The organism is Vibrio pectenicida, assembly GCA_024347015.1.
Taxonomy (GTDB): domain Bacteria; phylum Pseudomonadota; class Gammaproteobacteria; order Enterobacterales; family Vibrionaceae; genus Vibrio; species Vibrio pectenicida.
In genome coordinates, this window is record AP024889.1 from 1,095,271 (window position 1) to 1,117,772 (window position 22,502).

The window sequence follows — 22,502 nt, forward strand, 5'->3', positions numbered from 1 at the left end:
TGATTTACAAAATTATTCTTAAATCACCATGACCAATCAAATTCTAGTTACTTTAAACTCTTCTTATCTTTAGAACACTCAGGTGAGCTTGTTCCTACATCTAGACTAGTTTCTCAGGTCTTTGGTGAGCAACACAGAGATGTATTGCGTAAGATAGGCATTTCAGATTGCTCTAAAGAACTCACTGAGCGCAATTGATTAGTGGCTAACTAACAGCCCTAATCAAATCAATAATTGGCTTGCGGATATGCTCGGGTAACTGCTTCATAGCTGCAGCCAAGTCAGCATCATGTGCCTGTCTTTTGCCCAGTTCTACCCAAGCAAAATCCAACCAAGTTACTTCATAGTATTTAAACAGGCTTTTTAACTCGCTCAGCTTGGGATCTCTCTCGCCTCGTTCGAGACGCTGATAAGTCGAAAGCTTAATTCCAGTAGCATCAGATATCTGCTGTTGGGTAACTCGCTTGGACACCCTTAGATGGACTAAATACTCTATTATCGGATCATTTTCGTTATTAACTGATGACATATTAACCTTTTTGTAAGTCAAATTTGACTGATTCAAGGGTCAAAAAGGCCAACAGTGACGAGCGTTGAAATAATAGTGATCTAGTTAAAATTACCCAGTGTGCCTCTTATGTAGTATGCGCGGGCAATCCATGGGCTAATGTCGCATTACATAAAATTATAGACGACAAACACTCATAATAAATTTGTTACATAAAAAGTACTGTATTAATATACAGTAAATCACATCAGTCAGGAGGCTTAATGTCTGAACTTCATAATAATGCGGAGGCGTTTGTTTTATGCGCTTTGGCTGAGGACACTAGCGGGAATCATGAAGAAACCCAAGATATCTGTATATTTCTAATTTCTTTGATTATTGCTCACAAAAAAGGGCAGCTAAAAGTTACCCATAATTTTAAATGTGATTTTAGAAACTAACGCATCAGAACAAAGCGAGTTGCTGTTTTAGGTGGTCACGGTGATCGGGCTTAAGCACCCTGACTAAACAATCAGCCAACTCTTTAGTATCTTTTGATGATGGGCTTAGGGTGTGACTAAAATACAAAGACATTACAAACTGATGTTCACACGCTGGGTTCTTACACTCACAATACAAATCTGCACAGTCGTTCGATAGGCGGTTGGTTTTATTAATCACCGCCCGTTCGCCACAACCGCAAGTAATGCGACTACCAAATAAAGACGGCTTACTAGTCGCACCAATTCCGAAATGAAGCTTTGACTGTTTGAGTGAGTGGCGATAGCCGATAGAACTCACAAAGGTATGCCCACATTCTGGGTTAGAACAGGAACAAGATAAATCTGCGCAATTGGCATCTTTAGCGATGCTTCTACTTACAATCGCGCGTTCACTACATTTGCAATAAACTCGCATACATTGACCTAACTTAACTGACTGACAGCATAATATTACGTCAATGGCTGTGTTTTTGTACAGGTTTATGAGTTTTCCTCGGTAGTAACATCAAACTTTAGATGTAGGCTTTTTATGTTTCTGATTTCCGGGTCGTTGTTCACTTCATCCATAATCAGTTCGCATACGGGTATGATCTCGTCTTTGGCGTATTCACTACCAATCTTGATCGGGTCGCCTAAGCTGGTTGTCCCTTGTGGAATAATGCCAGCTTTACCAACTGGGAAACGATGCCCCACTAAGATGTCTTGCGCTGTAATATTCTTGATGCGTTCGAATTCATCTTTCGTTGCAATGTCACCTACAGGGATTAGCTGAATACCTTTCTCTGCACCACCGGGAATATTGACGAACATACTGCGGAAGTTACCAACGCCTTTAGATCTGGCGATCTTATCTTTCAACATCTTTTCGTCATTATCACTCAAGTTTGGGTCAGTCGCATAGAAGATAAAACCCATATGAGCACCGTTCTTGTAGTATCGGCGACGAAATAGTGTGGCGTCTTTGTTTAGTAAACTGCTTTGTAAGCTGCCCAAATAGTCAGGTAAGCCATAAATCTGTTGTTGTAAGTCTTCTTGGGGTAAGAAAATAATGTCATTCGCCTTATAGGCACGTTGCTTGTTGTCACGCTCAAGTAGAACAAAGTCACCGTTTTTACGTCGGCGTAAGTACATCGTTGGTAAAGGGAACAAACGAATAACACGCTTGAAGTGATCGCGGATTTTTAAAAAAGCAGCGTCACCAAAAGTGAAGTAGTTATTGCAAAAAGATTGAATCTGCCGACGTCTAGCACCTCCGCCAGTGGTGAAACGAGCAGCAACATAGTTTGCACGAGCCTTTAAAAGTGAACCATGATAGGCGTTTGCGCGTGAAGTCTCTGCCAAACCTTGTCGTGAGATTGGCGGTTCCCAATAGTCGTCGGAGTCGTTATAGAACAATTCAGAGTAAGACGTCATCCAACTGGTTGAGTCGATTGCTTCTGGCGAAGAGTCAATGTGATAAACAGACTCTGCATGTTGTTCTTCTTGCTTAACTAGTGTTTCTGTTGTGTCGGTCATGCTGCAGTGGCCCAAGTTGATTTGGTTGGAGTACCGTGATCTAACGGTTCGTTAATGATGGCGTGTGAAATAGCCCAAAACGCATCGGCGTGGCCTGTTGTCTCACTTCGCTCTGCTTTAAAGGTCATAGCGTTACCGCTATTGGTTGGTACTCGCTTAATAGCCATAAATGCCATGGCAATGTCTTTGTGTTCAGCATCGAATTGCAGTCGCTTGGCCTCTACAATGTCGATCATCTTCATCACAAGGCGATTTTTGTTTTCGTTGCTGTAATGTATGGCGTGGGCTTCTCGTGGGTGTTTTTTCTTGATTAAGTCCCAAACACCGCCGCCAATCCCCGTAGTGTCAACGCCTATGTAAGTGACTTTATAGCGTTTAAATACCTTTTCAATTTCACTTACGTGGTACTGGAAGTTAAGGCCTTTCCAGTAGTGTTTTTCTAAAACACGGAATTTCTCACCTGCAACTGCAGGCGGGGCTATGACTACTAAGCAAGCATTGTCACGTGTTCGGCTTGGGTCATAGCCCAGCCATACTTCACGCCCAGCAAACGGTGATTTTGTTTTCGGTTTAAAGTCCTGCCAGTGGGCAGAGTCAATCATACCTTTTTCGAGGTCAGAGAATTTGAATACAGACAAAGAGCCGTCGACGAAGACACACATAAACAGGTTGTCGAAATCGTCTTTACTGTATTCGTCCTGCAGTTCTTCAATATCAAATAGTTCACAACCGCCTGCTGCAGCATCTTCAATAGTAACGACATAACGCCACTGCTTATCGGGACAAAGCACACCTCCATCGCGGTATTCATCGAACGTTGGAAACTCAATCTTAGCGCGTGAATCTCTGCCTTTTCGCCATTGATCGCCCGTCCAAAATGGGTATGCCTGGTGCATTTTCGATGATGGTGTCGAAAAGTAGGTTTTACGCCATTTTTTATGGGTAGCCATTGCCGAAGCGAGTTTGTTTAGTTCGTCAAACTTCGGGATCCAGAAGTATTCATCAACATAAACATGGCCGTGGTAACTTTGCGCGGTTTTGCTGTTGGTTGATAAAAAACGAAGTTCAGCACCATTAGAGAGAATGATCGGGTTCCCGGTCAGCTCTATGTCTAAGAACTCTTTTGCAATAGCAATGATGTAGCTGCGAAAAACTTCCGCTTGAGCGCGTGACGCTGACAAAAAGATTTGGTTGTCACCAGTCAGAATCGCATCTTCTAAAGCTTCACCACTGAAATAGTAGGTTGCACCAATCTGGCGGGATTTAAGAATGTTTCGAATACGCTGTTTGATGTTGTTGCGCATTACATGTTGATAGGCGAAAAGCGAATCGTGCCATGTGGCAAAGTCTTCTTCACTCAGTTCGCTAATGTCATTCTTTTTGCCTTTACGTTTCTTAATCGATTTTGAGTTGCTGCCAGATTGCTGAACACCACGGTTACTTTTGTTCTCGTGTGTTTTGTTGCCAGCATTTAGAGGCTGTTCACCTTGCTGCTTTTCTTGTGCCCTTTGTTTCTTCAAAGCTGCGTGATGCTTGATAAGCCTATCGAGCATGTCTAGCTGGTTTTTGCTTGGGTCTTCCAATTCGAGCAGCGTTTGAATGCGGTTTGCTATTGCTTCATCAATAGTTTGTTCACGCAACATATCGCGCCAACCGAATTTATCTGCCCAGTAGTAAATGATGCGCTCATTATTCAGGTTCAGTTCGGTAGCGATTTCACGTGGCGTCCAAGCTTTCAAATAGAGTGCTCGGGCGGCTTGTCGTACTTCGGGAGAATATGCCATAAGCGCATCATACGCCCTGAAATCTCGCAAATGACTAACTAAAATTCGGATGAATTCGGATATGGGCTAAATCCGAATTTCTAGGAATTGAAGTGGCTGAAACCACCCATTCAAAGGCGTATTGTTTGCCGTGACCGAGATTTATTTGACGTGATTTAACTAGGCAAACGACAAACATGAGCAAAACCAGTGATTGGAAAATTGTTGCAACTGAGGGGGCTACTGTAGATGGTCGCCAAATAACTGCAGCATGGATTAAAGACATGGCATCGCTGTATTCAACTTCTGAGTACACCGCGATGATCTGGCCTGAACACGCTCGTTCTCACTGGAATGTGTTTGAGGGTAAAAACTGGGGTGTAGTTGAAGAACTAAAAGCCGAAAAGAAAGACGGCAAGTTGAGACTATTCGCCAAGATTACACCAAACCAATATTTGCTTGATGCTAACCAAGATGGACAAAAGCTATTTACATCTATTGAGCCTAATCCTGATTACAAGGGCGAGGGGCGATGTTACCTGATGGGCCTAGCTGTGACTGACTCCCCAGCATCTACAGGAACAGACCGCCTTGAGTTCTCACGCAAGCAAGGTGAAGTGACCAAGATTGAATGTAGTGAACTTGAAGAGTTAGACGTGTCCGAATGCTTCACAACAAATCCTATCTCTAAGTTTTTCTCAGATTTGGCAAAACATTTCCAATCTGGCGGGGCACTGCCAGAAATTACACCTGTAGAGCCTGAACCAGAGGACATTGACGTGACTCCAGAGCAACTAGAAGCACTATTTGATAAAAAATTTAGTGCCTTAAAAACCGAGCTGAAAGATGAACTCAAACAAGAGTTTTCGCAGCAAAACCCAAAACCAGAGCCAGAGCCGGAAGTAAATACAGGGGAAACTGTTGAACAGTTCTCTGCAGCTTTGGATGACAAGCTAAACCCACTAGTAGAAACAGTGAACGGTTTGGTATCGAAATTTAACAAACTTTCACAAGAAGTGCCGGGACAAGAGCCGGGTGGTGAGGGTGCGAGTGACAAAATGGAAGGAGTATTTTAATGCTGAATGCTGTTTCAACGAAATACTTAGCGGAGTTTAGTTTATCCGTAGCTCAAGCCGCTGGTTTAGACGTCCCTTATGGAACGTTTAACATCACACCACCGATGGAAACTGCTCTACGTCAGGCAATCCTAGAGTCTCATGAGTTCTTAAACATGATTTCTCTGCTACCTGTGCAGCAGATTAAAGGTCAAGTGGTAGATGTTGGTAATGATGGTCTTTCTACAGGTCGTACTTCATCAGGTCGTTTCAGTCGTGAAATGGGCCAAAGTGGTAATACCTACGAACTGACTAAAACGGATTCTGGTGCTCATATTCTTTGGGAAACAATGACCCAATGGGCGAACTCAGGGAAGAAAGGCGAATGGTTGAAACTAATGCTAAACGCGATTTCTCGTGTGTTTGCATTGGATATTCTCCGTGTAGGTTTCAACGGTACATCAATCGCAACGCCTACTAACCCAGTAGCTAATCCACTAGGCCAAGACGTAAACAAGGGTTGGCTTACAGTCGTTAAAGAGAAGAAAGCTAGTCAAGTTTTGGCATCTGCGAAGCTAGACCCTACTGGTGCGGCAGCGGATTCGTACAAAAACCTTGATTCGTTGGTACAAGACTTAATCAACACAACGATTGCCCCAGAACATCGGCAAGACCCTGATCTTGTCGTGTTGGTTGGTTCTGATTTGGTCGCGGCTGAACAACATCGTTTGCTAGAAGCGGCAAACTCACCGACAGAACATAAAGCGGCACAAGCTCTTGCAAAAACCATTGCAGCCAAAAAAGCTTATACGCCTCCGTTCTTCCCTGCTGACCAAGTGTGGGTGACAAATACGAAGAACCTCCAAGTTCTTACCCAAGCAAACACACAACAGCGTCGCCAGAAAAACAATGACGATGAGCTACGTTTCGAATCTAACCATATTCGTATGGAGGGTTACGCAGTGGGCAACCTTAAAAAGTTCGCTGCAATCGAAGCTGTCACTGTTGTTGACCCTGCGCCAGCAGCATAAGGGGTGAAACATGGTTAGCCCATTAGCAAGACAGCGTAAACAAATGCTTGAAAAGCAAGCTAACCAGTCTGCATCGGAAATGATTTCCGGTGCAGATACCGAAAGCCTGCACATCAAGCTGATCGACTTTGAAGAAGACCGTAAGTACCTAAAACAGCTCAATGCTATCGAAGACAAAGTGAAGCATAAGCGAGAAGTTTTAGTGCCTAAGTACAAACCGTACGTGGAAGCTTACCTGGCAAAAGGCGAAGTATTCGAAAACCCAATCTTTACCAACATGGTGATCTGGCTGTTCGATGTCAACGACATGGAAACCGCTATTGATTGGTGTTTGAAAGCTATCGAGCTGGATTTGCCTACACCGGATAACTTCCGCCGTGATTGGCCGACTGTCTGCGCTGATGCAGTGCTTGAGTGGGCAGAAAAAGAATCTAGCCGTGGTCATTCAATTGAACCTTATTTCAGGAAGGTGTTTGAAAAGGTCGAAAAAGAGTGGCGATTGCATGAAGAAGTTCATGCCAAGTGGTACCGATTCGCGGGCTTATACCTTATTCGAAATGAAGAGGGCCAACCACAACCAACGGCTATCGGGTGTTTGGAAACACTAGAAAAAGCTTTGGTGCTACTGCAACACGCTCACGACAAGTACGACAAAGTGGGTGTGAAAACCAAGATTGGTCAAATCGAGCAGCGTATTCGCGCCATTAAAGATGGCAAGAATTTGTAAAGACTCCTACGCCGCCGAGCCTCGGCTGGTGAGGTAAGAGTGCCAATAGGTTAACTCAATACCGTCGACCCAGTGGCTAGAGGCTCACTTATTTAAAGAGGAATAACGATGTTTACGGGATCTTCCGGTTCGGATTACCAAGCGACAGAAATCACCAATGACGGTTTTTGGCCGAACATCAATGCAGGTGACTTTGAAAAACGTCGCGGTATTCCTGCAGCTCAAGACTCAGAACGTATCGCTATTGCTTTGGTTAATGCTGTTTCGGAAGTTAATCAGCAACTTGAAGACTTAAAAGCTAAGTATCAGGAAGAGGGGCATGCAACTGCTGGCGATGTTCCTGCTTTTCCGGAGATGCTTGGTAAAAACCGTGTTGTATATCAATACGAATCAGCAGTGTTTGCGAGAGCCAAAGCTGACTTACTGCCAGACATTGCAACTGTTCACACCAAGGACAAAGGCGATCACATGGCAGACAGAAGCACCGAGGTTCGCACTGAACTACTTTCAGAAAGTCAGCGCATTATTCGAAACATGAAAGGGCTAAACCGTTCATCGGTGGATTTGCTATGAGTACGCAGTACCAAGCAGGCTATAAGCTGCGTGACCTAAACGCATTTTTAATCAGCGTTGTGGGCGACAAGATAGCCAAGCGCATGGAATGTGAAATGGGCAAGGTTGAGTTGAAACTCGAAACCAAGCACATGGGCCATGGTTTTGATCTGCTTTATCAACGTTATGTTACTGATTTCTACTTCGATAAGTTCCCTTTCAAAGAATACGACCCTGCGGTGCTGTTTGCGAACGTTGGGGCTTGGTTGATGGATAACGACTCTGACCGTTTCCACATTGAAGACTTAGACGACCCAGACGTAGATGTAGTGCTGGAAGATGAGAAAAATGCCGAAGTGCTGATCTCAGTGATGTTTGAAGAACCAGTCAAAGTGACTGCTGACCTAGACGGGCCAATCTATTGGAATGGTCAACGCTGGAAGATTGAAGAGTACGAGATTTGGCAGGCGGAAAGGCTATCAAATGTAGTTATCCGCAATGTTTGAAGTTAAAGCTGATAAGCGCAGTTATCTGCGAGTTAAAGAACAGCTAGAGCTAATCATGCTCGATAAAAAGAGCCGTAAAAGAGTACTTGCTCAGATAGGGCGATACACAAAAAAAAATACGCAACAAAACATGCGTAATCAACAAGACCCTGAGGGGCATCGTTGGAAGAAGCGCAAACGTGGTCGCGCAAAGATGTTCAAAAAACTCGCTAGGAAGATTAAATATTTTCAGCGTGATAATAACCGAACCGTTTATATCGGTTGGCCCGGTTTTTCTGGTTACGTTGCCGCAAAGCACCATTCGGGTGAAAACGAAGAAAGTAGCTTAAAAGCGCGTTTTGTTCAGGCGAAGCAAAAGAAAGAACCGAAGAAAACTGACTCAGCTACGAGAGGCCAAGCAAAAGAGCTACGTGATTTAGGTTACAGACTTCCGCCCCAAGGTAGGCAGAAGAGAGGCAGAAAGCCAACGCTCAAATTCATTACTCAGAATATGACCATAGCCGAAGCCGCAAAATTGATAAGTGATCTGGAAAACAAAACGCCAGCTCGCAAGTGGGAAATAGAGTCCCCAGAACGTCGATTGATAGGAGTTAGTCCCAAGCGAGTGGCAATGATTATCAAACGCGAACTTAAACGAAAGAGTTGAATTGAAACAGGAGCAACTAAACATGGCATGGCCTACCGTCATTATTAACATTCTGAACATGATGCGCGGACCGATTCCGGGCGTTGAATTTCACTTTCTGTTTGTTGTGTACGGCACAGTCGCAGGAACAGAGCGCAACCTAATTATGGTGGACAACACCACGGATTTTGCAGACAGCACGTTCGATAACATCGACCCTGTGCACATGCTTACGCTAAAAGCTGCCCAGTTAAACGGGAAACAGAACTGGACTGCAGGTGTGATCGTCTTAGACCCCGCAGACAGTTGGCAAGCCGCAGTGTTTAAAGCCAATGAAACATCAAGCTTTGAAGCCGTTGTGCTTGATAAGCCAGATACAGGCACATCGACTCTTGAAGATGCTGTTGCTTTCCGCACTGAATTGAAAAACAAGTTAGGCCGTGAAGTATTCATGATCTGCACCTTGCCAGGTATCAATGATGATTCGGTGACGGGTGAAACATGCGCGGAGTGGTTGGCAGCAACAGTCGCGGTACCAACAAGCATCGCAAGTGAGTACATCACCGTTGTTCCTCAAGTTCACAAAGAAAACTCAACAGTAGGTATTTACGCTGGGCGTTTAGCAAACCAAGAAGTGTCTATTGCTGATTCCCCTGCACGAGTCAAAACAGGCAGCGTACTGGGTAGCATGACTTTGGCAACGGATAAAGACGGCAAGCCGTTGGAGTTGGCAACCCTTAAAGCACTGGAAGCCGCCCGAATTGCGGTTCCAATGTGGTATCCAGATTATCCGGGGCAGTACTGGACAACGGGCCGTACTTTGGATGTTCCGGGTGGTGACTTTCAAGATATTCGCCATATCCGTGTTGCGATGAAAGCTGCCCGTAAAGTTCGTGTACGTGCGATTGCTCGAATCGCTGATCGTGAGTTCAATTCAACGCCGGGCAGTGAAGCAAGCGCAAAACTCTACTTTACCCAAGACCTGCGCGAAATGGCGGTAGTAACGAAAATTGGTGATTACGAGTTCCCCGGTGAAATCAAACCGCCACAAGATGAAGACATCACCATCACTTGGATTAACAGTGAAGAAGTCGAAATTCTGCTAGCTGTTACACCTTATGAGTGCCCAGTGAAAATCACAATCGGCATCATGCTTAACCAACGTCTAGGAGAGTAATAAATGACTTCTCGTTATACAGGTCGAAGCTTCGACGTAAACATGCTGGGTGTTCTGGTTCATGTGGAATCGGCAACTGCAACCATCAATGATGAATCAGCCGTTGATAAAGAGCGTGGGATTCCAACGGGCTTTACTCATGGTGCGGTTAGCTGTGATGTGGAATATGAGTTGGATTTAAACAACTTCCGCAAGTTGCAGCAAAAAGCACGTGAAGCAGGTAGCTGGCGCGGTATCAAGCCTCACGATTGCATGTTCTATGCAAATACAGGTGACGATGAAGACAAAGTTGAGTTGTTCGGTGTGAAGCTTCAAATCTCTGATCTACTAAGTGTCGATCCTAACAGCAGTGATAAGACCAAACGCAAACTGAAAGGTTTTGTAACGAGTCCGCACTTTGTCCGCATCAATGCTATTTCATACCTGAGTTCAGACGACACACGCGGTCTGCTTTAAGCCTAACCAGAGAGATAACGAATGCCGGATTTTATCGACCATGCCAGTAGTAATGAAGCCAAATTCACCGAAATGGCTATTGCAAGCCAACTTAAACGGTCAGTGCAGACAGGCCAACAAGAAAGTGCGAAAGAGTGCTACGAGTGTGGCGATGAAATCCCAGAAGCGCGTCGAGTTGCTATAGCGGGGTGTCGTTACTGTGCATATTGCCAAGCAGAGCGGGAGTAACGGAATGAAAGACTGGTACGACAAAATAACCAGCGGAATTGCTTACCTAATGTCATTGGCAGGTATGACTATCAGCAAACTTACATTTGAACAGTGGTACTTCATCTTATCGCTTGTCATTGGTCTGGCAGCTCTAGGGTTGAATTACTGGCATAAACGAGCGATGCAGCGTATTGCAAGCGAAAAAGGAGTGGCACTCAATGAAACAGACTAAACGCATTATTTGTTCTGTCGCAGCTGTGATCGGTTTGGTGACAGGTGGTGTGACACTGAACAGTTCAGAGCTCCCAACGGGCACCGTGACCATTGCAGGTGCACAAGTTGGGGAGCTAAGAACGAGCCCTATTGGTTTGGACATTATCGGTAATGCCGAGGGTTGCAGACAAGACCCGTACACATGCCCAGCAGGACTGGCAACGAATGGCATTGGTAACACTCATGGTGTGAATAACGAAGTGGTGTCGTTAGAGCAAATAGCAACCGACTGGGTGAAGAACTTGCAGCAAGCTGAACAATGCATCAGTCGTGCAGAGGCAGATTCTGGCAAACAGATGTCACAAGGTCAGTTCGATGCATTCACTTCTTTTAGCTTTAACACTGGTTGTACTCGATTTATGCGAAATCGTGATGGTAGTGAAACGCAGATTTATCGCTTCATCAAACAGGGTGACTTTACGAAAGCCTGTCATGAGTTGCCAAGGTGGGTTTATGGCGGTGGTGTGAAGTTGAAAGGTTTAATTGACCGTAGGGATAAAGAGCATGATCGCTGCCTTTCCATTCAAAAGCATCAAATGGGTTAAGTGGCTAGTTATTGCTGTAGCGGGTGTTGCCATGGTGTCGATGTGGTTAATGTTGAAAGCAAGTAAGTCAGAGCAGGCCGCTTTAAGGGCTCGTTTAGATAATGCCTTATCAACGAATCAAGTTAGCCAAGCCAGCATTGACACGCTCACCCAAGAAAACAGTGATGCAAACCAGTTACTGGTAGATAGAACAAGGCTGCACAGCACTATAGAGGGAAAGCTCAATGAAGACATTGAAATGCTTCGACGTCAATTGGCCGATGATGAATGTTATCAAAAGCCTTGGCCTAGTGATGTTGCTAACAGGTTGCGCGAACCGTACTGAGTTGGTTGCAACTCAAGTCGTCGTCAAGTTACCCCCTGCTGGGCTGATTGTTCCGTGTCATAAACCAGAAATTCAAGGTACTAGCCCGTTAAGAACTGCTAGTGAAGATGTACCCAAATTAAAAGCGGCCCTGAGTAAATGCGCACAGCAGGCCGAAGATTATTTGCAATGGCGTGCCAAGCACGCAAAAACCAAGAGAGAAGAAAATGACTAAACCTGCTTTCACATCAAAACCTGTAGTCGTGGCTATCGGTGGTAATGATTTCGAATTCACCCCAACGGTGCAAGATGCGAACAATCATACCAATGACATGATGCCGAATAACAAAGTGGCTCCTGCATACACGTATTTGACTCGCACTGTTAAACCAGAGCAGAAAGATGCGCTGATCGAGTTGCTTGATAGCGTTCCCGGTTTAACCATCGAGCTATTCGCAACGGTGAGTAATGCCTCTAAAGGTGGCATTGAAATATCACTAAAAAAATAACTGACAGGGCAAAGCGGATTGAAGATAACCCACTTGAACAAGCCTTTGCCCTGCGTCGTCATTTTCTACCCAATGAACCAGACGACGAACAAAGTTTGAGCCGCGCTATCTGGCTGGATAAACACCAGTTCGAACGCAGCGAGCGAGCAGTAATGAGCGCAATTAGCCGATTGTTCAACAACTAAGGTAAGCATTACGCAATGAGTATGGAAAAGCTATTAATGCATGTGGCACTGGTTGACCAAATAACCAAACCACTGCAAGGCATTACCAAAGAAGTGCAATCTTCCATGGAAGCAGGAAAACAAGGCATGCAGAACATGGCGACAGGTGGCGCAGGTTTGGTAGCTGCTGGCTTCGCTATCCAAAATGCGTTAATGCCTGCCATTGAAATGGACAGAAAACTAGGTGAGGTCAAATCACTTGATGTCACTGATGATGCGTTAACACAGTTGCAAGCAACGGCTTTAGACTTTGCTGCTGAATATGGTAAGTCGGCGGCAGATTTTGTAGCTGCATCCTATGATATTCAATCTGCGATTGCTGGGCTAAACGGTGATGAACTTTCTCAGTTCACTAAAGCTTCGGGTGTGCTTGCGGCAGCAACCAAAGCAGACACAACCACAATTACCAGTTACATGGGCACCATGTACGGGATATTCGAGCAGTCAGCTACTGAAATGGGTAAGGGGGAATGGGTTGAACAAATCTCAGGGATGACAGCAACAGCCGTTCAAATGTTTAAAACCGATGGTTCTAAAATGGCTCAAGCTTTTAGTGCCTTGGGTTCTTCGGCTACTGCTATGGGTGCTGATGTCGCGGAACAAATGGCAGTCTTAGGTACACTTCAAGCCACTATGGGAGGAAGTGAAGCCGCAACGAAATACACGGCATTTCTAGGTGGAGCGGTGAAAGCTCAAGACAAATTAGGACTTTCATTTACTGATAGTGAGGGCCGTTTATTACCAATGGTCGATATTCTATCCAAACTGGATGGAGCTATCGGGCATATGGGTGAAGCAAGCCAATATGCGGTTTTAAAAGACGCCTTTGGTTCAGAAGAAGCGGTTAAGTTAATTCAAAACCTATTGCCAAAAACAGAGCAACTAAGTAACAACATTGATCAGTTAGGCCATGTTCAAGGCATGTCAAAAGCCGAAGAAATGGCAAGTGCAATGACCGACCAATGGGAGCGGCTTGAAGCCTCATGGTTTGCCGTTCGTGCTGCAGTTTTTGGTGCCATTCTTCCGTCAATCAATGCCATTGTGGGTTCAATGGCTGATGGGATGGTGTACATCACAGGATGGACTGATGAATTTCCGTGGCTTGCTGAAATCTTGGGTTATGTGGCAATTGCAGGCTTATCCCTTGGTGGTGTAGTTGCAATACTATCGCTAGCTATGGGGGTCGCTCAAATGATGTCAGCAGGTTGGGCTATTACAATGAATTCTCTTTTAGGCTTAACAAAGTTGCTATCTCTTAGCATGCAGATGTTGAGCATTAAAACATGGTTGCTCAACGCTGCTTTTTGGGCGAATCCAATTACATGGCTGGTTGCTGGTATCGCTGCCGCTGCCGCCGCTATTTGGGTATTCAAGGATTATATCGCTGCATTCCTATCTGGGTTTATTGATGGGTTTGTTGAAGCGTCTGGTGTGGTTGAATTATTTCAGCCTCTACTGAGTTTATTTGGCTTAATTGGTGATGCAGTCGCTTGGACATTTAACTGGCTTATTCAACTGTTAACACCAATTGATGCAGCGTCAGAAAGCCTATCAGGTTTTGCGGCAGCAGGGGAGCTTGTTGGTTTAGTTGTTGGTTCCATCTTTAGAGGATTGCTAATGCCTATTGAACTGGTCATGACTGCAATAGACCAGTTTATCAATCTATTGAACAAAATTCCGGGTGTAGACATTGAATTGGACTCTAGTGTTGATCAGGCCGTTAAAGTGGCTCAGGAAACAGCAGAGCATAGTGAAGCATTGCCACTTTCGAAAGGTAGTGTTTCATCTTGGAACCAACCAAGCAATCAACCGAAGCTAAACCAACAAATCGTGAGCAACTTGCACTCTTCCAATACCAAGGGCGGAGACAAAGTTAATCAGTTTAATGGTGACATCAACGTGCATACACAACAAATGCCAACGCCAGACCAACTAGCGGAGTTTGATGAATTAAATGTCGGAGCTTAAACGATACATCGATATTAAAGTGATTGACGGTGGCTGGGATATGGACGCAGGTCAACAGCCTGCCGAATGCAGCGATTTATACAGCATCGCACAAGATATTAAGCACGCCATTATGGAGTCGGGTTTGGCCCGTCAATTGGTTGCTGAACGTAACCCAGCGTTACGCGCTGATGTGATGGTGCAGATAGAGCAGTTAGCCGAGTGTGATGTGAGAGTCGTTCCCGGTACTGCAACCGCAACAGAGTTAGAAGCGGGTGAAATCACCTTAACCGCAACCGCTTATGAATATGGTGATCTAGAACTTTCTGTAGGAGATAACGGGGCATGAGTAAACGACCAAACGCAGACTTTGTTGAGATTCTAAGTGAATCGGGTGTGCCTGTTACCGAAGATGAATTCGAAGCCAAGCTAAAACAAGAAGTCGTGGGAGCTGGCAGCAAGGTATCTAATGACTCTGAAATGTCACCGTTTTGGCGATGGGTTCGTGCTGCTGTAGTTACACCATGTGTGTGGCTGATCAGAACACTACTAGCAGAACACGTCATGCCAAATATGTTTGTGGCAACTGCAGAGCGTTGGGCTTTAGAGCTGAAAGCTTGGGAACATGACATCGAGCCGAAAGACGCAGAGAAAACACAAGGCAATATTACCTTAACTAAGGCGAACGTTGCTGATGCTGTCACGATAGAAGCGGGTAAGGTGATTCAAACCCTGCCAATTGATGGTGTGGTGTATAAGGTTCGTGTGCTTGCTGAAACAGTGATTGATGCGGGGCAGCTAACGGGCAAAGTGCTGGTTGAAGCATTCGAAGCAGGCGCAGCTTTTAACTTACCTGCAGGTTACTTCAATATCATTCCAGAAGAGATTCCGGGCATTGTCGATGCGGTTAACGAACCCGACTGGATAACCAAATTGGGTGCAGACGCTGAAAGTGAAGAAGAACTGGCATTGCGTATTCAGAACGCTTTCACCAGTTCGGGTGAATGGCATATTGACGATGTTTACCGCTCCATTATTTCCAGTGTTGCCGGGATTCGTAGCGATAACATCTATTTCAATAATACAGGTGAAGTGACGCCGGGCACTGCAGAAGCATTGATCTTGATGGAAGTCGGAGCAACACCGCAGCCCGTTCTTGACCAGTTAAATGATCACATTATGGCTAAAGGGCATCACGGCCATGGTGATGTGCTGACTTGTAAAGCAATTCCAGATACTGAGCACGATGTGATCGCCGATGTTGTTTTGGTGGCGAACTTAGACGAAGCAACCAAAGTTAACGAGCTGCTGGAAGTCGAAGACCGTATCAGGGCAGCATTTCGTGAGACTGCAGCTTATCCAGAAATGACCCGCGCAAAACCAGAAAGCCGCTTTAGCCTTTCTTTGCTTGGTACTGAAATTCACACCAATATGGCGCAGGTTGAATCGGTAAAGTTCACTGTAGGCGGAAAGGTTCAAGAGGACATTATCAGCGACCTAGAGCAGCCACGTTTGGAAACGCTAACGGTAAGGTAGTAAGCCATGTCTGAACCTCAAAGCTACAACCAAGAGCAACATGCACCAGAGTTACCGGAAACGGTTATTCCATGGTGGCAAGACGGCAGCACCACATCGGAAGAAGTCAAAGAACCGCATTTTCTATCAAAAGGCGTGTTTGCATTCTTCCAAATGGTTTGGGGTTGGCTGTTGTTCCCTCTTCGCCAAATGGATGCGCTGACATGTAGCGAAAACACCTTGGAGCTAATGGCTTGGGATAGAGACATCAAACGCTTTGAGGGTGAACCGCTTTCGCTGTTTCGTAAGCGAGTGAAATACGCTGCCGTGAATGCCAAAGACGCAGGCAGCGTTGCAGGGTTTAAGCGAATTTTTGAAAGGTTGGGCATTGGTATCGTTGAGTTTAAAGAACGTGAAGATGCAGTGCAGTGGGATGTTTGCACCATTGAACTAACAGACGGTGATATTTCCAATAACACCAAGTTGGTTCAAACACTGATTGAACAGTATGGCCGGACGTGTCGCCGCTACCGTTTTCAAGTGACGTTCCCAACGATCTTAACCGTTGCCAGTGGTGAGTTCTCACACAATTTCAGCTCGTTTCTAGCAGAGACTAAGCAAGCCGTTGAAATGAACGTGAAACCACAGCCAGTTGAACATCAACAACAAGTATTCATTGCCAGCCTTTAGTTGGTAAACATTTGTACAGGTATCTGGGAGGTACCCAATGAGCCAAACGGCAATCCCGCTCGAGTTTGAGCGTTACTTGCAAAATCAGATTAGTGTCGGTGATGCGCCAGACATGAACGAAATGATTTTTGCGCACATTCCGGGGCTAGACCCAAGTCAACCAATTAACCGTGAAAATGGTTTGCCTGATGTTTCGCTATGGGTTCACCAACAAGATATCGACCAAGTGGGTAAACTTGGTGACAACGCACTGGCGTATTCAGTTGTGATCCCCGGTACCGTTGCAGAGTTCACCTTTAATGCGATTTATCTACGTGACAAGAATGTGCCGAATTCTTGCGGGATGGTGGTGCACAAGGCCGAAGAAACCAAAGAAAACGGTATGGCTAGCACTAAGTCATTGGTGCAAGCCTATGACGGAGCCGCGCAAATCGCTGGAATGACTGTTGATGCTTCGACTTGGCAGATTGACTATCAAGCACGTTTGAAAGGTATCGAAGAAGACCACCGTTTGGCCTGCTTAGATAACTACGGTCACACGGCTTTTGTTGATGGGTTCGACGTAACCCAACAAGCTGACCCGAACAAATACAAAGTGACTCCTGGTGTTGTTTATGTCGGTGGTTTGCGTGGTGTGTTAACTGGTGAAGTTATTCAAACCATCGCGACTAAGCCAAACGGTTTGTATGTGGATGTCGTTCGCCAAGGTACCGCGCTGTCGGTATGGGAAAACAAAGTAACGATTGAAGTTTCTGAAACTGAGATAAACGATTATGTCGACGGTAACGGTGATCAGCATTATATCGCAAAACTGGCCGGACTTAATGCAGATGGTTCAGTGGTTGATTGGCGGGTTAAAGGTGGTTTGGATGAGCACGTGGCAGATAGTAATCCTCACTCACAATACACCCAAGCGAGCATTGTGCAGTTTTTACCATATGACCAAGAGCGTACCTATTCAGCTGGGGAGATATGTTACACCAAAGACCAAGTAACGGGCGAGTTGAGTTATTGGCAATGGTATTCAAATGTTGAATCGCTAGCAGGCAAGTCACCACTACTAGAGGCTAACCGTCATGTGGGTTGGTTAGACAGCAGCAAGCCGTTTTATTGGGTGCCGTATACTGGTGATCAGGTAGGTATGCCATTTTTTTGGCTGGATACTTTAGCTCCAGAGTGGGCAGTGATGGAAATTAATGTGGATTTACCAATAGCGGTTTATTGGCGTTTGGCTCGCAGATATAAATCGTTAGTATTTGAGCGTGAAGGCGTGTCTTATATCAACACGGGTGAAATTCGTGGTGAGTTCTTGCGTGTACTCGACCAAGGGCGAGGGGTTGATAATGATCGTCAAATATCGTCATATCAAGCTGGCACGAAGATAACGGGCGAGTTGGGTGATGTGTCTAGCATGAACGGTCACACTATACACAATATTAATAGGGTGTTTGGTGATCCCGTTTACGAAAGTGAAGCAGATTTTGACACTGGAATTCAATATGACCCTATAGGCCAAGAAACTCTTGTCCATAATCCACTTTTTTGGTGCACCGTACGTCCCAGAAACGTAGCTCGCCCAATGGCAATAGCGATTTAAGTTAAGGTGTGAGTATGAAAGATAAAATTTACTATCCAATAGACAAGCAAACAAGAGAAATTCTACCACATGTTAATGCAGATTATCGCGGCGGTATTTACCATATACCACGAGATGCTTTGCAGTCTGAACCATTACCACCCAAACAAGGCTTTGCTGTTGTCGCTATTGTTGATGATTTAGGTCTAGCCAGCTCAGAATACACTGAAGATAACCGTGGAACGACGATTTATGATGAATCAGATTGTACTAAGTCGGAAGTGGTTTCTGAACTAGGGCCAATTAGAGAGGGTTTTACGCCAGATAAGCCGTTAACTGCATTTGATGAGCGTATTAATGACGCTTGGGTAACAAACCAGAGCAATAAATACATTGTTGAATACGACCAAGTGGATAGTGCTCGTCGTGCAGCTTACCGTGAAGTCAGCGATCCTCTATACATGGAAGCATGGCGCAAAGAGTCGAAAGGCTTAGTTGATGAAGCGGCAGCGTTTAGACAGCAAGCTGATGCTGCAGTAGAGCTAATCCAAGCTGAACACCCTTGGCCGACTCCGCCAGAGGTCTAATGTATGTGGAAACAATCCCCACTTAGTTGGCCTAGTAGTTCACAAGCAATTCAAACTAGTGCCGAGCAGGTAACAGACCAAATCGGCACAACGATGAATGATGCAGTTAGCCGCTTAACTAACCTTGAAAGTGACGCCAGTTATAGACGTCACTCTTTAAGTGAAGAAGCGAGTGCGTTAATTGGATTGCGTGGTGATCTTGAATCTTTGTTAAGAACGGGCACTGTACTAACCGCCACACCTTACCAGTTTCAAGTTGGTACCAAGTTGGATTCGGGTTGTTACCTGAACCCGCAGGCAGTAGTCAAAGTGCTATCTGGCAAACTCCGTGATCATGCTGATAAGTACCGACCAAATGGTAATCTTCATTGTGTCGCGCTTATGGTGACCGCTTCACAGTTATCACAGTCCGCTAATCAGTTGGCGGATCTTGTTTCCGTGTTTCCTTTGCCAGATTGGTATCAGGTGGCTAGGCAAACACAGGCGCTAGTGACTAATGATACCGATAAGCTTCACCAAGCTGCTGCAATAGTCCAACCTCGTTTTAAACCTATGGCGAAACTCAATGCCAACCCATTGCATGAAGCTTTGCATTGGCAGGGGGCACAAATCGCCACACTAGAATCGTTAGCTGATGATGCAAGCAACGTGATCGGTAAATTGCAGGCACTGGCAGCAAAACGAGCCAGTAAGCTGAGTGATGTCAAAACCCAGATAAATGCACTGAAAAGCCTAAAAGGTAGTGTTTACGCTTTTTCTGTTACTGGGAGTGCTGAAAGTATCGCAACGCAGATTAGCCAAGCAGATACGCCAAACAATCATCAATTCACCGTGGCGAGTCTATTGCTTAGCCATGAACCAATGACCTTTTTTGAGGAGTTGCTATGTTAGCTCTCGATGGTGTGCCGGTTAACTTAGACTCGATGAAAGTTGAAATGTCGATGGAGTTAAAAGACCAAGACATGAGCGGTCAATCATCGGGTACCGATACGGCAGAGCAAGGCGATAAAGGTAAGAAACTGACCTTTAGTGGCCGTGTGCCTTTCACACATGTAGAAACGCTAACTCAGTTGTACTCGCTTGCATCGGACAAAGACGAAACCAATACACGCAAGGTTTATCGGATTGGTAATGATATTGCGTTAGCACTCAAGATTCGCAACGTGAAATTCACTGGCCGTATCAATGCGAGAGAGCATGAAACTTTGCAGGCTTGGAACGTCTCTTTTGAGTTGCGAGAGCACAACAGTGTGGCAGAGCAAAAAGAACAACGTGCCAAAGAGAAAACCAAACCAGAACAGCGAGAAAACACACGACTAAAACAGGCACTGAATAACGCAGAGGAAGCAACGCAATGAAGCTAGAAAAACGCCTGTTTATCAGTGGTGAAGAAGTAAAACTGGTAAGCAACATGGTAAGCCTAAAGCTATCACTAGGCAGTGTTGCAATCTTCGAAGTTGAAACCAAAGAAAAGCCAGAGCAGTTTGCGTCTGTACGTTTAGATATTGGTTATGAGAACAAAACCGCCCCATGGTTTGAGGGGTATATCGACAAAGTGCAACCTGCAGCTAATGGCTATCATAAAATTACGGTCAAAGAACTGGCTGGCATTTTGTCAAAACGTTGGGCGGTTAGCCTAGAGCACCCAACCGCTGAGCAGGTGATCGATGTTCTTTCAGATTTGACAGGACTTGAATTTAATTTGCCTGATGCGGATTACATCAAAACCACGATTCCAAACTTTGTTTGCCAAGGAACTGGCTATCAGTGCTTAGAGCAAATCGCAAAGGCGTTTTCTATTCCTGATTGTGTTTGGTTCCAACATACTGATCAGGTCGTGTACTTCGGTTCGTATCAAGATAGTCACTTCGACAATAAACCTATGCCGATACCGGAAGAGTTCACCAGTCGCCAAAGTGGTAACAGTGTCACCTTTGTTCCGTTTCCTATGCTAAGGCCGGGCAGAGTCATGAACGACAAGCGAGTTAATCGAGTTGATTTGATTCAAGATGAAATGACCGCTTATTGGAAGACAGGGCAATCAGAAGTGTCACCAAAGAAACGTGAAACGCTGCAGAACTTCCCTGAGTTGGCAGCAGGCTTTCATTTGCCTAAGTTTGGCCGTGTTGAGGTAGTAAGAGACACAGCGACGGCCGGGCAAGTTGCTGACCCATTCCGCCCAAGGTTTGCGGTAGATGTTCAGGTACTCGATGAAAACTTAAACCCAGACATTAATGTGCCTGTCTATCGTTCGATTCCATTGCCTGTTCACATGAGTGGGCATGAATCTGGATTGCTGTCTTACCCTCTAGAGGGAACATTAGTTGAAATCGCTTTCGCCTATGGTCGGAATGACCGACCTATTATTCGTGGTGTTTATGGCCGTGAATATGCGTTGCCGTCGATTGAGCCGGGAGAACAACTGCATCAGCAACGTGAAGAGGTTAGCAACCGAATTGATGCCGCAGGAAATACAACCCAGCAGACCGACCAAACGCAAAGCCAAAAAGCATTCGAAAAGCTAGACCAAGTAGAACGCTACCGTGGTGACTTTGGTCAGCACCATATTTTGGTTGATGAACACAGCATTGAAGAAGTGATCGGCAAAAAGCTTATTGAAGCACTCGGCGCAATTAACCTAATTGCAGGTGATGACATTGTGCTAGGCAGCTTGGGCAACATGCAAACCGCTACTGCTGGCGAATTGGTGGAGACTATCGGCAAAGTTCGCCGAAGTATTGCTGCTGATAACCAATGGCTGCAGTCACCAAAAACGTGGGTTGGATCGAAGCAAGAGAACGTCTTGATTCTATTGTCTGAACTTATGCAGGTAGTGAAAGAACTTGCCGACACATTGGCGACTCATACGCATAGTGGTGTCGTAGCTGGCCCGGCAACAACTAAAGCACCAGTTCAAGCGAGTGCCATTAGTGGGCATGGCTCGGATAGTTCCAACCTTAAAGGGCGACTCGACCCAATTACACAAACAAGTTAGCCCACAGAAACGCCCACAATCAACGCAGCCAAACGGCTGCGTTTCTTTATGTCTGCATCAAGGCAAAACCAGAACAACATTACTACGGGTCAAACAGCGACCACAGAGCCACGAAACACAACGGCCGGATGACAAAATCCGCACTCTCCTCACCCGCCTGCGCGGTTTTTCGATCAGTTTTTTTACAGTTTTTGAGTTATGAAAAATCAGGGTGTCAGAAAGCCAAGCGGATAAGGTGCAAAGCCTTTTGCTACAAGGGGATTCGAGGTGGGGTAAGCCCTCTAAAAATGGCTCATATAGCCCTATATAGAATTTCAGTCATTTCAGTTTTTTTCAGCAAATTGAAAAATTAACGATCAGAAAAGATCTAGTGACTGTTTGTAAGTTATTGATAAATAATGGTTGGGATGGTTTTTGTCATTGTTTTGATGATCTGAAAGGGATTTTTAAAGATCTCTTTTGTGTCTTGTTAAGCTAGATAGGGCAAGGCTTGAAAGAGAATTTTAGCGGCTTTACATTTTTTCAAAATAGAACAGCCAAAAAATCAAAACTCTCGTCGTTGAATTCGAGTTTATGGGGTGACGAAAAGCGGGTTTTCGTTTTGGAGTACGGGGAAGAGTAACGAAGTGCCGTGAAGTTATGGTGTGGACATTTTTGGGACAAACTCAATGTAATGAGATTTTATCTAATTGTTTTAATTGAATTAAATACTTAGCACTCAATAAGACCA

At 45.2% G+C, this 22,502-nt stretch carries 29 protein-coding genes; 25 read left to right on the top strand and 4 right to left on the bottom strand.

The window, feature by feature from the left end; translation table 11 throughout:
* Positions 1-205: 205 nt before the first annotated feature.
* Positions 206-529: a helix-turn-helix domain-containing protein gene (locus tag OCV27_RS05215; protein WP_125320390.1), complete on the bottom strand. Its 324-nt coding sequence runs from the start codon at positions 527-529 to the stop codon at positions 206-208.
* Positions 530-771: 242 nt separating this feature from the next.
* Here OCV27_RS05215 and OCV27_RS05220 point away from each other — a divergent pair, with 242 nt between their 5' ends.
* A complete protein-coding gene (locus OCV27_RS05220; protein WP_185759797.1) occupies positions 772-948 on the top strand; it encodes a hypothetical protein in 177 nt (58 codons plus the stop codon).
* 4 nt (positions 949-952) lie between these two features.
* Here the strand turns inward: OCV27_RS05220 and OCV27_RS20845 are convergent, their stop codons facing one another.
* From OCV27_RS20845 to OCV27_RS05240, 3 genes are all read right to left on the bottom strand, one after another.
* Positions 953-1,405, bottom strand: coding sequence for an ogr/Delta-like zinc finger family protein (locus OCV27_RS20845; RefSeq protein ID WP_125322054.1), 453 nt, complete (start codon positions 1,403-1,405; stop codon positions 953-955).
* Between the two features lie 65 nt (positions 1,406-1,470).
* Positions 1,471-2,505: a phage portal protein gene (locus tag OCV27_RS05235; RefSeq protein ID WP_125322052.1), complete on the bottom strand. Its 1,035-nt coding sequence runs from the start codon at positions 2,503-2,505 to the stop codon at positions 1,471-1,473.
* Positions 2,502-4,289, bottom strand: a complete 1,788-nt coding sequence (locus OCV27_RS05240; RefSeq protein WP_125322050.1) for a terminase large subunit domain-containing protein — start codon at positions 4,287-4,289, stop codon at positions 2,502-2,504. Before OCV27_RS05240 ends, OCV27_RS05235 begins: the two co-directional genes overlap by 4 nt.
* Before the next feature lie 176 nt (positions 4,290-4,465).
* Here OCV27_RS05240 and OCV27_RS05245 point away from each other — a divergent pair, with 176 nt between their 5' ends.
* The 24 genes from OCV27_RS05245 to OCV27_RS05355 all read left to right on the top strand — a co-directional run bounded on the left by OCV27_RS05245 (position 4,466) and on the right by OCV27_RS05355 (position 21,772).
* Positions 4,466-5,344: a GPO family capsid scaffolding protein gene (locus OCV27_RS05245; protein ID WP_125322047.1), complete on the top strand. Its 879-nt coding sequence runs from the start codon at positions 4,466-4,468 to the stop codon at positions 5,342-5,344.
* Positions 5,344-6,354, top strand: coding sequence for a phage major capsid protein, P2 family (locus OCV27_RS05250; protein WP_125322044.1), 1,011 nt, complete (start codon positions 5,344-5,346; stop codon positions 6,352-6,354). Before OCV27_RS05245 ends, OCV27_RS05250 begins: the two co-directional genes overlap by 1 nt.
* A gap of 10 nt (positions 6,355-6,364) precedes the next feature.
* Positions 6,365-7,081, top strand: coding sequence for a phage terminase small subunit (gene gpM / locus OCV27_RS05255; RefSeq protein WP_125322042.1), 717 nt, complete (start codon positions 6,365-6,367; stop codon positions 7,079-7,081).
* A gap of 108 nt (positions 7,082-7,189) precedes the next feature.
* On the top strand, positions 7,190-7,654 hold the full coding sequence (locus OCV27_RS05260) for a head completion/stabilization protein (RefSeq protein ID WP_125322039.1): 465 nt from the start codon (positions 7,190-7,192) through the stop codon (positions 7,652-7,654).
* Positions 7,651-8,139: a phage tail protein gene (locus OCV27_RS05265; RefSeq protein WP_125322037.1), complete on the top strand. Its 489-nt coding sequence runs from the start codon at positions 7,651-7,653 to the stop codon at positions 8,137-8,139. The genes OCV27_RS05260 and OCV27_RS05265 overlap by 4 nt, the downstream gene beginning before the upstream one ends.
* The gene (locus OCV27_RS05270; protein WP_125322035.1) at positions 8,132-8,785 is read left to right on the top strand and encodes a phage virion morphogenesis protein; all 654 of its coding nucleotides are present in this window, start codon (positions 8,132-8,134) and stop codon (positions 8,783-8,785) included. Before OCV27_RS05265 ends, OCV27_RS05270 begins: the two co-directional genes overlap by 8 nt.
* 22 nt (positions 8,786-8,807) lie before the next feature.
* The gene (locus OCV27_RS05275) at positions 8,808-9,941 is read left to right on the top strand and encodes a DUF2586 domain-containing protein (protein WP_125322033.1); all 1,134 of its coding nucleotides are present in this window, start codon (positions 8,808-8,810) and stop codon (positions 9,939-9,941) included.
* A gap of 3 nt (positions 9,942-9,944) precedes the next feature.
* The gene (locus OCV27_RS05280; protein WP_125322031.1) at positions 9,945-10,397 is read left to right on the top strand and encodes a phage protein; all 453 of its coding nucleotides are present in this window, start codon (positions 9,945-9,947) and stop codon (positions 10,395-10,397) included.
* A 21-nt stretch (positions 10,398-10,418) separates the two neighbouring features.
* Positions 10,419-10,625: a TraR/DksA C4-type zinc finger protein gene (locus OCV27_RS05285; RefSeq protein WP_125322029.1), complete on the top strand. Its 207-nt coding sequence runs from the start codon at positions 10,419-10,421 to the stop codon at positions 10,623-10,625.
* Between the two features lie 4 nt (positions 10,626-10,629).
* On the top strand, positions 10,630-10,839 hold the full coding sequence (locus OCV27_RS05290; protein ID WP_125322027.1) for an HP1 family phage holin: 210 nt from the start codon (positions 10,630-10,632) through the stop codon (positions 10,837-10,839).
* Positions 10,826-11,425 carry a lysozyme gene (locus OCV27_RS05295; protein ID WP_125322025.1) on the top strand — a complete coding sequence of 200 codons (600 nt, stop codon included), beginning with the start codon at positions 10,826-10,828 and terminating at the stop codon, positions 11,423-11,425. Before OCV27_RS05290 ends, OCV27_RS05295 begins: the two co-directional genes overlap by 14 nt.
* Positions 11,385-11,750, top strand: a complete 366-nt coding sequence (locus OCV27_RS05300; RefSeq protein WP_245986765.1) for a hypothetical protein — start codon at positions 11,385-11,387, stop codon at positions 11,748-11,750. Before OCV27_RS05295 ends, OCV27_RS05300 begins: the two co-directional genes overlap by 41 nt.
* Positions 11,719-11,964, top strand: a complete 246-nt coding sequence (gene lysC / locus OCV27_RS05305) for an Rz1-like lysis system protein LysC (RefSeq protein ID WP_125322057.1) — start codon at positions 11,719-11,721, stop codon at positions 11,962-11,964. Before OCV27_RS05300 ends, lysC begins: the two co-directional genes overlap by 32 nt.
* Complete coding sequence (locus OCV27_RS05310; RefSeq protein WP_125322023.1) at positions 11,957-12,238, top strand: putative phage tail assembly chaperone; 282 nt, start codon at positions 11,957-11,959, stop codon at positions 12,236-12,238. Before lysC ends, OCV27_RS05310 begins: the two co-directional genes overlap by 8 nt.
* A gap of 95 nt (positions 12,239-12,333) precedes the next feature.
* Positions 12,334-12,423, top strand: a complete 90-nt coding sequence (locus OCV27_RS20850; RefSeq protein ID WP_420919474.1) for a DUF6890 family protein — start codon at positions 12,334-12,336, stop codon at positions 12,421-12,423.
* A 15-nt stretch (positions 12,424-12,438) separates the two neighbouring features.
* Positions 12,439-14,430, top strand: coding sequence for a phage tail tape measure protein (locus OCV27_RS05315; RefSeq protein WP_125322021.1), 1,992 nt, complete (start codon positions 12,439-12,441; stop codon positions 14,428-14,430).
* Positions 14,417-14,758 (top strand): DUF2590 family protein, encoded by a 342-nt coding sequence (locus OCV27_RS05320; RefSeq protein WP_125322019.1) that lies wholly within the window; start codon positions 14,417-14,419, stop codon positions 14,756-14,758. The genes OCV27_RS05315 and OCV27_RS05320 overlap by 14 nt, the downstream gene beginning before the upstream one ends.
* The gene (locus tag OCV27_RS05325) at positions 14,755-15,945 is read left to right on the top strand and encodes a baseplate J/gp47 family protein (protein WP_125322017.1); all 1,191 of its coding nucleotides are present in this window, start codon (positions 14,755-14,757) and stop codon (positions 15,943-15,945) included. Before OCV27_RS05320 ends, OCV27_RS05325 begins: the two co-directional genes overlap by 4 nt.
* A gap of 6 nt (positions 15,946-15,951) precedes the next feature.
* Positions 15,952-16,614 (top strand): phage tail protein, encoded by a 663-nt coding sequence (locus tag OCV27_RS05330; protein WP_125322015.1) that lies wholly within the window; start codon positions 15,952-15,954, stop codon positions 16,612-16,614.
* A 37-nt stretch (positions 16,615-16,651) separates the two neighbouring features.
* Entirely contained in the window at positions 16,652-18,211 is a 1,560-nt protein-coding gene (locus OCV27_RS05335; RefSeq protein ID WP_125322013.1) for a phage tail-collar fiber domain-containing protein, read from the top strand.
* Between the two features lie 14 nt (positions 18,212-18,225).
* Positions 18,226-18,777, top strand: coding sequence for a hypothetical protein (locus tag OCV27_RS05340; protein WP_125322011.1), 552 nt, complete (start codon positions 18,226-18,228; stop codon positions 18,775-18,777).
* A 3-nt stretch (positions 18,778-18,780) separates the two neighbouring features.
* Positions 18,781-19,668, top strand: a complete 888-nt coding sequence (locus tag OCV27_RS05345) for a hypothetical protein (RefSeq protein WP_125322009.1) — start codon at positions 18,781-18,783, stop codon at positions 19,666-19,668.
* Positions 19,662-20,135: a baseplate complex protein gene (locus OCV27_RS05350; RefSeq protein ID WP_125322008.1), complete on the top strand. Its 474-nt coding sequence runs from the start codon at positions 19,662-19,664 to the stop codon at positions 20,133-20,135. Before OCV27_RS05345 ends, OCV27_RS05350 begins: the two co-directional genes overlap by 7 nt.
* Positions 20,132-21,772: a hypothetical protein gene (locus OCV27_RS05355; RefSeq protein ID WP_125322006.1), complete on the top strand. Its 1,641-nt coding sequence runs from the start codon at positions 20,132-20,134 to the stop codon at positions 21,770-21,772. Before OCV27_RS05350 ends, OCV27_RS05355 begins: the two co-directional genes overlap by 4 nt.
* The last annotated feature ends 730 nt before the right edge of the window (positions 21,773-22,502 follow it).

Coding starts and splice junctions, on each gene's coding strand:
- OCV27_RS05265 (WP_125322037.1), top strand. CDS start 7,651: ATGAGTACGCAGTACCAAGCAGGCTATAAGCTGCGTGACCTAAACGCA.
- OCV27_RS05235 (WP_125322052.1), bottom strand. CDS start 2,505: ATGACCGACACAACAGAAACACTAGTTAAGCAAGAAGAACAACATGCA.
- OCV27_RS05275 (WP_125322033.1), top strand. CDS start 8,808: ATGGCATGGCCTACCGTCATTATTAACATTCTGAACATGATGCGCGGA.
- OCV27_RS05220 (WP_185759797.1), top strand. CDS start 772: ATGTCTGAACTTCATAATAATGCGGAGGCGTTTGTTTTATGCGCTTTG.
- OCV27_RS05245 (WP_125322047.1), top strand. CDS start 4,466: ATGAGCAAAACCAGTGATTGGAAAATTGTTGCAACTGAGGGGGCTACT.
- OCV27_RS05340 (WP_125322011.1), top strand. CDS start 18,226: ATGAAAGATAAAATTTACTATCCAATAGACAAGCAAACAAGAGAAATT.
- OCV27_RS05350 (WP_125322008.1), top strand. CDS start 19,662: ATGTTAGCTCTCGATGGTGTGCCGGTTAACTTAGACTCGATGAAAGTT.
- OCV27_RS05335 (WP_125322013.1), top strand. CDS start 16,652: ATGAGCCAAACGGCAATCCCGCTCGAGTTTGAGCGTTACTTGCAAAAT.
- OCV27_RS05300 (WP_245986765.1), top strand. CDS start 11,385: ATGATCGCTGCCTTTCCATTCAAAAGCATCAAATGGGTTAAGTGGCTA.
- OCV27_RS05315 (WP_125322021.1), top strand. CDS start 12,439: ATGAGTATGGAAAAGCTATTAATGCATGTGGCACTGGTTGACCAAATA.
- OCV27_RS05285 (WP_125322029.1), top strand. CDS start 10,419: ATGCCGGATTTTATCGACCATGCCAGTAGTAATGAAGCCAAATTCACC.
- OCV27_RS05280 (WP_125322031.1), top strand. CDS start 9,945: ATGACTTCTCGTTATACAGGTCGAAGCTTCGACGTAAACATGCTGGGT.
- gpM (WP_125322042.1), top strand. CDS start 6,365: ATGGTTAGCCCATTAGCAAGACAGCGTAAACAAATGCTTGAAAAGCAA.
- OCV27_RS05295 (WP_125322025.1), top strand. CDS start 10,826: ATGAAACAGACTAAACGCATTATTTGTTCTGTCGCAGCTGTGATCGGT.
- OCV27_RS05320 (WP_125322019.1), top strand. CDS start 14,417: ATGTCGGAGCTTAAACGATACATCGATATTAAAGTGATTGACGGTGGC.
- OCV27_RS05215 (WP_125320390.1), bottom strand. CDS start 529: ATGTCATCAGTTAATAACGAAAATGATCCGATAATAGAGTATTTAGTC.
- lysC (WP_125322057.1), top strand. CDS start 11,719: ATGTTGCTAACAGGTTGCGCGAACCGTACTGAGTTGGTTGCAACTCAA.
- OCV27_RS05355 (WP_125322006.1), top strand. CDS start 20,132: ATGAAGCTAGAAAAACGCCTGTTTATCAGTGGTGAAGAAGTAAAACTG.
- OCV27_RS05310 (WP_125322023.1), top strand. CDS start 11,957: ATGACTAAACCTGCTTTCACATCAAAACCTGTAGTCGTGGCTATCGGT.
- OCV27_RS05260 (WP_125322039.1), top strand. CDS start 7,190: ATGTTTACGGGATCTTCCGGTTCGGATTACCAAGCGACAGAAATCACC.
- OCV27_RS05290 (WP_125322027.1), top strand. CDS start 10,630: ATGAAAGACTGGTACGACAAAATAACCAGCGGAATTGCTTACCTAATG.
- OCV27_RS05345 (WP_125322009.1), top strand. CDS start 18,781: ATGTGGAAACAATCCCCACTTAGTTGGCCTAGTAGTTCACAAGCAATT.
- OCV27_RS05270 (WP_125322035.1), top strand. CDS start 8,132: ATGTTTGAAGTTAAAGCTGATAAGCGCAGTTATCTGCGAGTTAAAGAA.
- OCV27_RS05250 (WP_125322044.1), top strand. CDS start 5,344: ATGCTGAATGCTGTTTCAACGAAATACTTAGCGGAGTTTAGTTTATCC.
- OCV27_RS20845 (WP_125322054.1), bottom strand. CDS start 1,405: ATGCGAGTTTATTGCAAATGTAGTGAACGCGCGATTGTAAGTAGAAGC.
- OCV27_RS05330 (WP_125322015.1), top strand. CDS start 15,952: ATGTCTGAACCTCAAAGCTACAACCAAGAGCAACATGCACCAGAGTTA.
- OCV27_RS05240 (WP_125322050.1), bottom strand. CDS start 4,289: ATGGCATATTCTCCCGAAGTACGACAAGCCGCCCGAGCACTCTATTTG.
- OCV27_RS05325 (WP_125322017.1), top strand. CDS start 14,755: ATGAGTAAACGACCAAACGCAGACTTTGTTGAGATTCTAAGTGAATCG.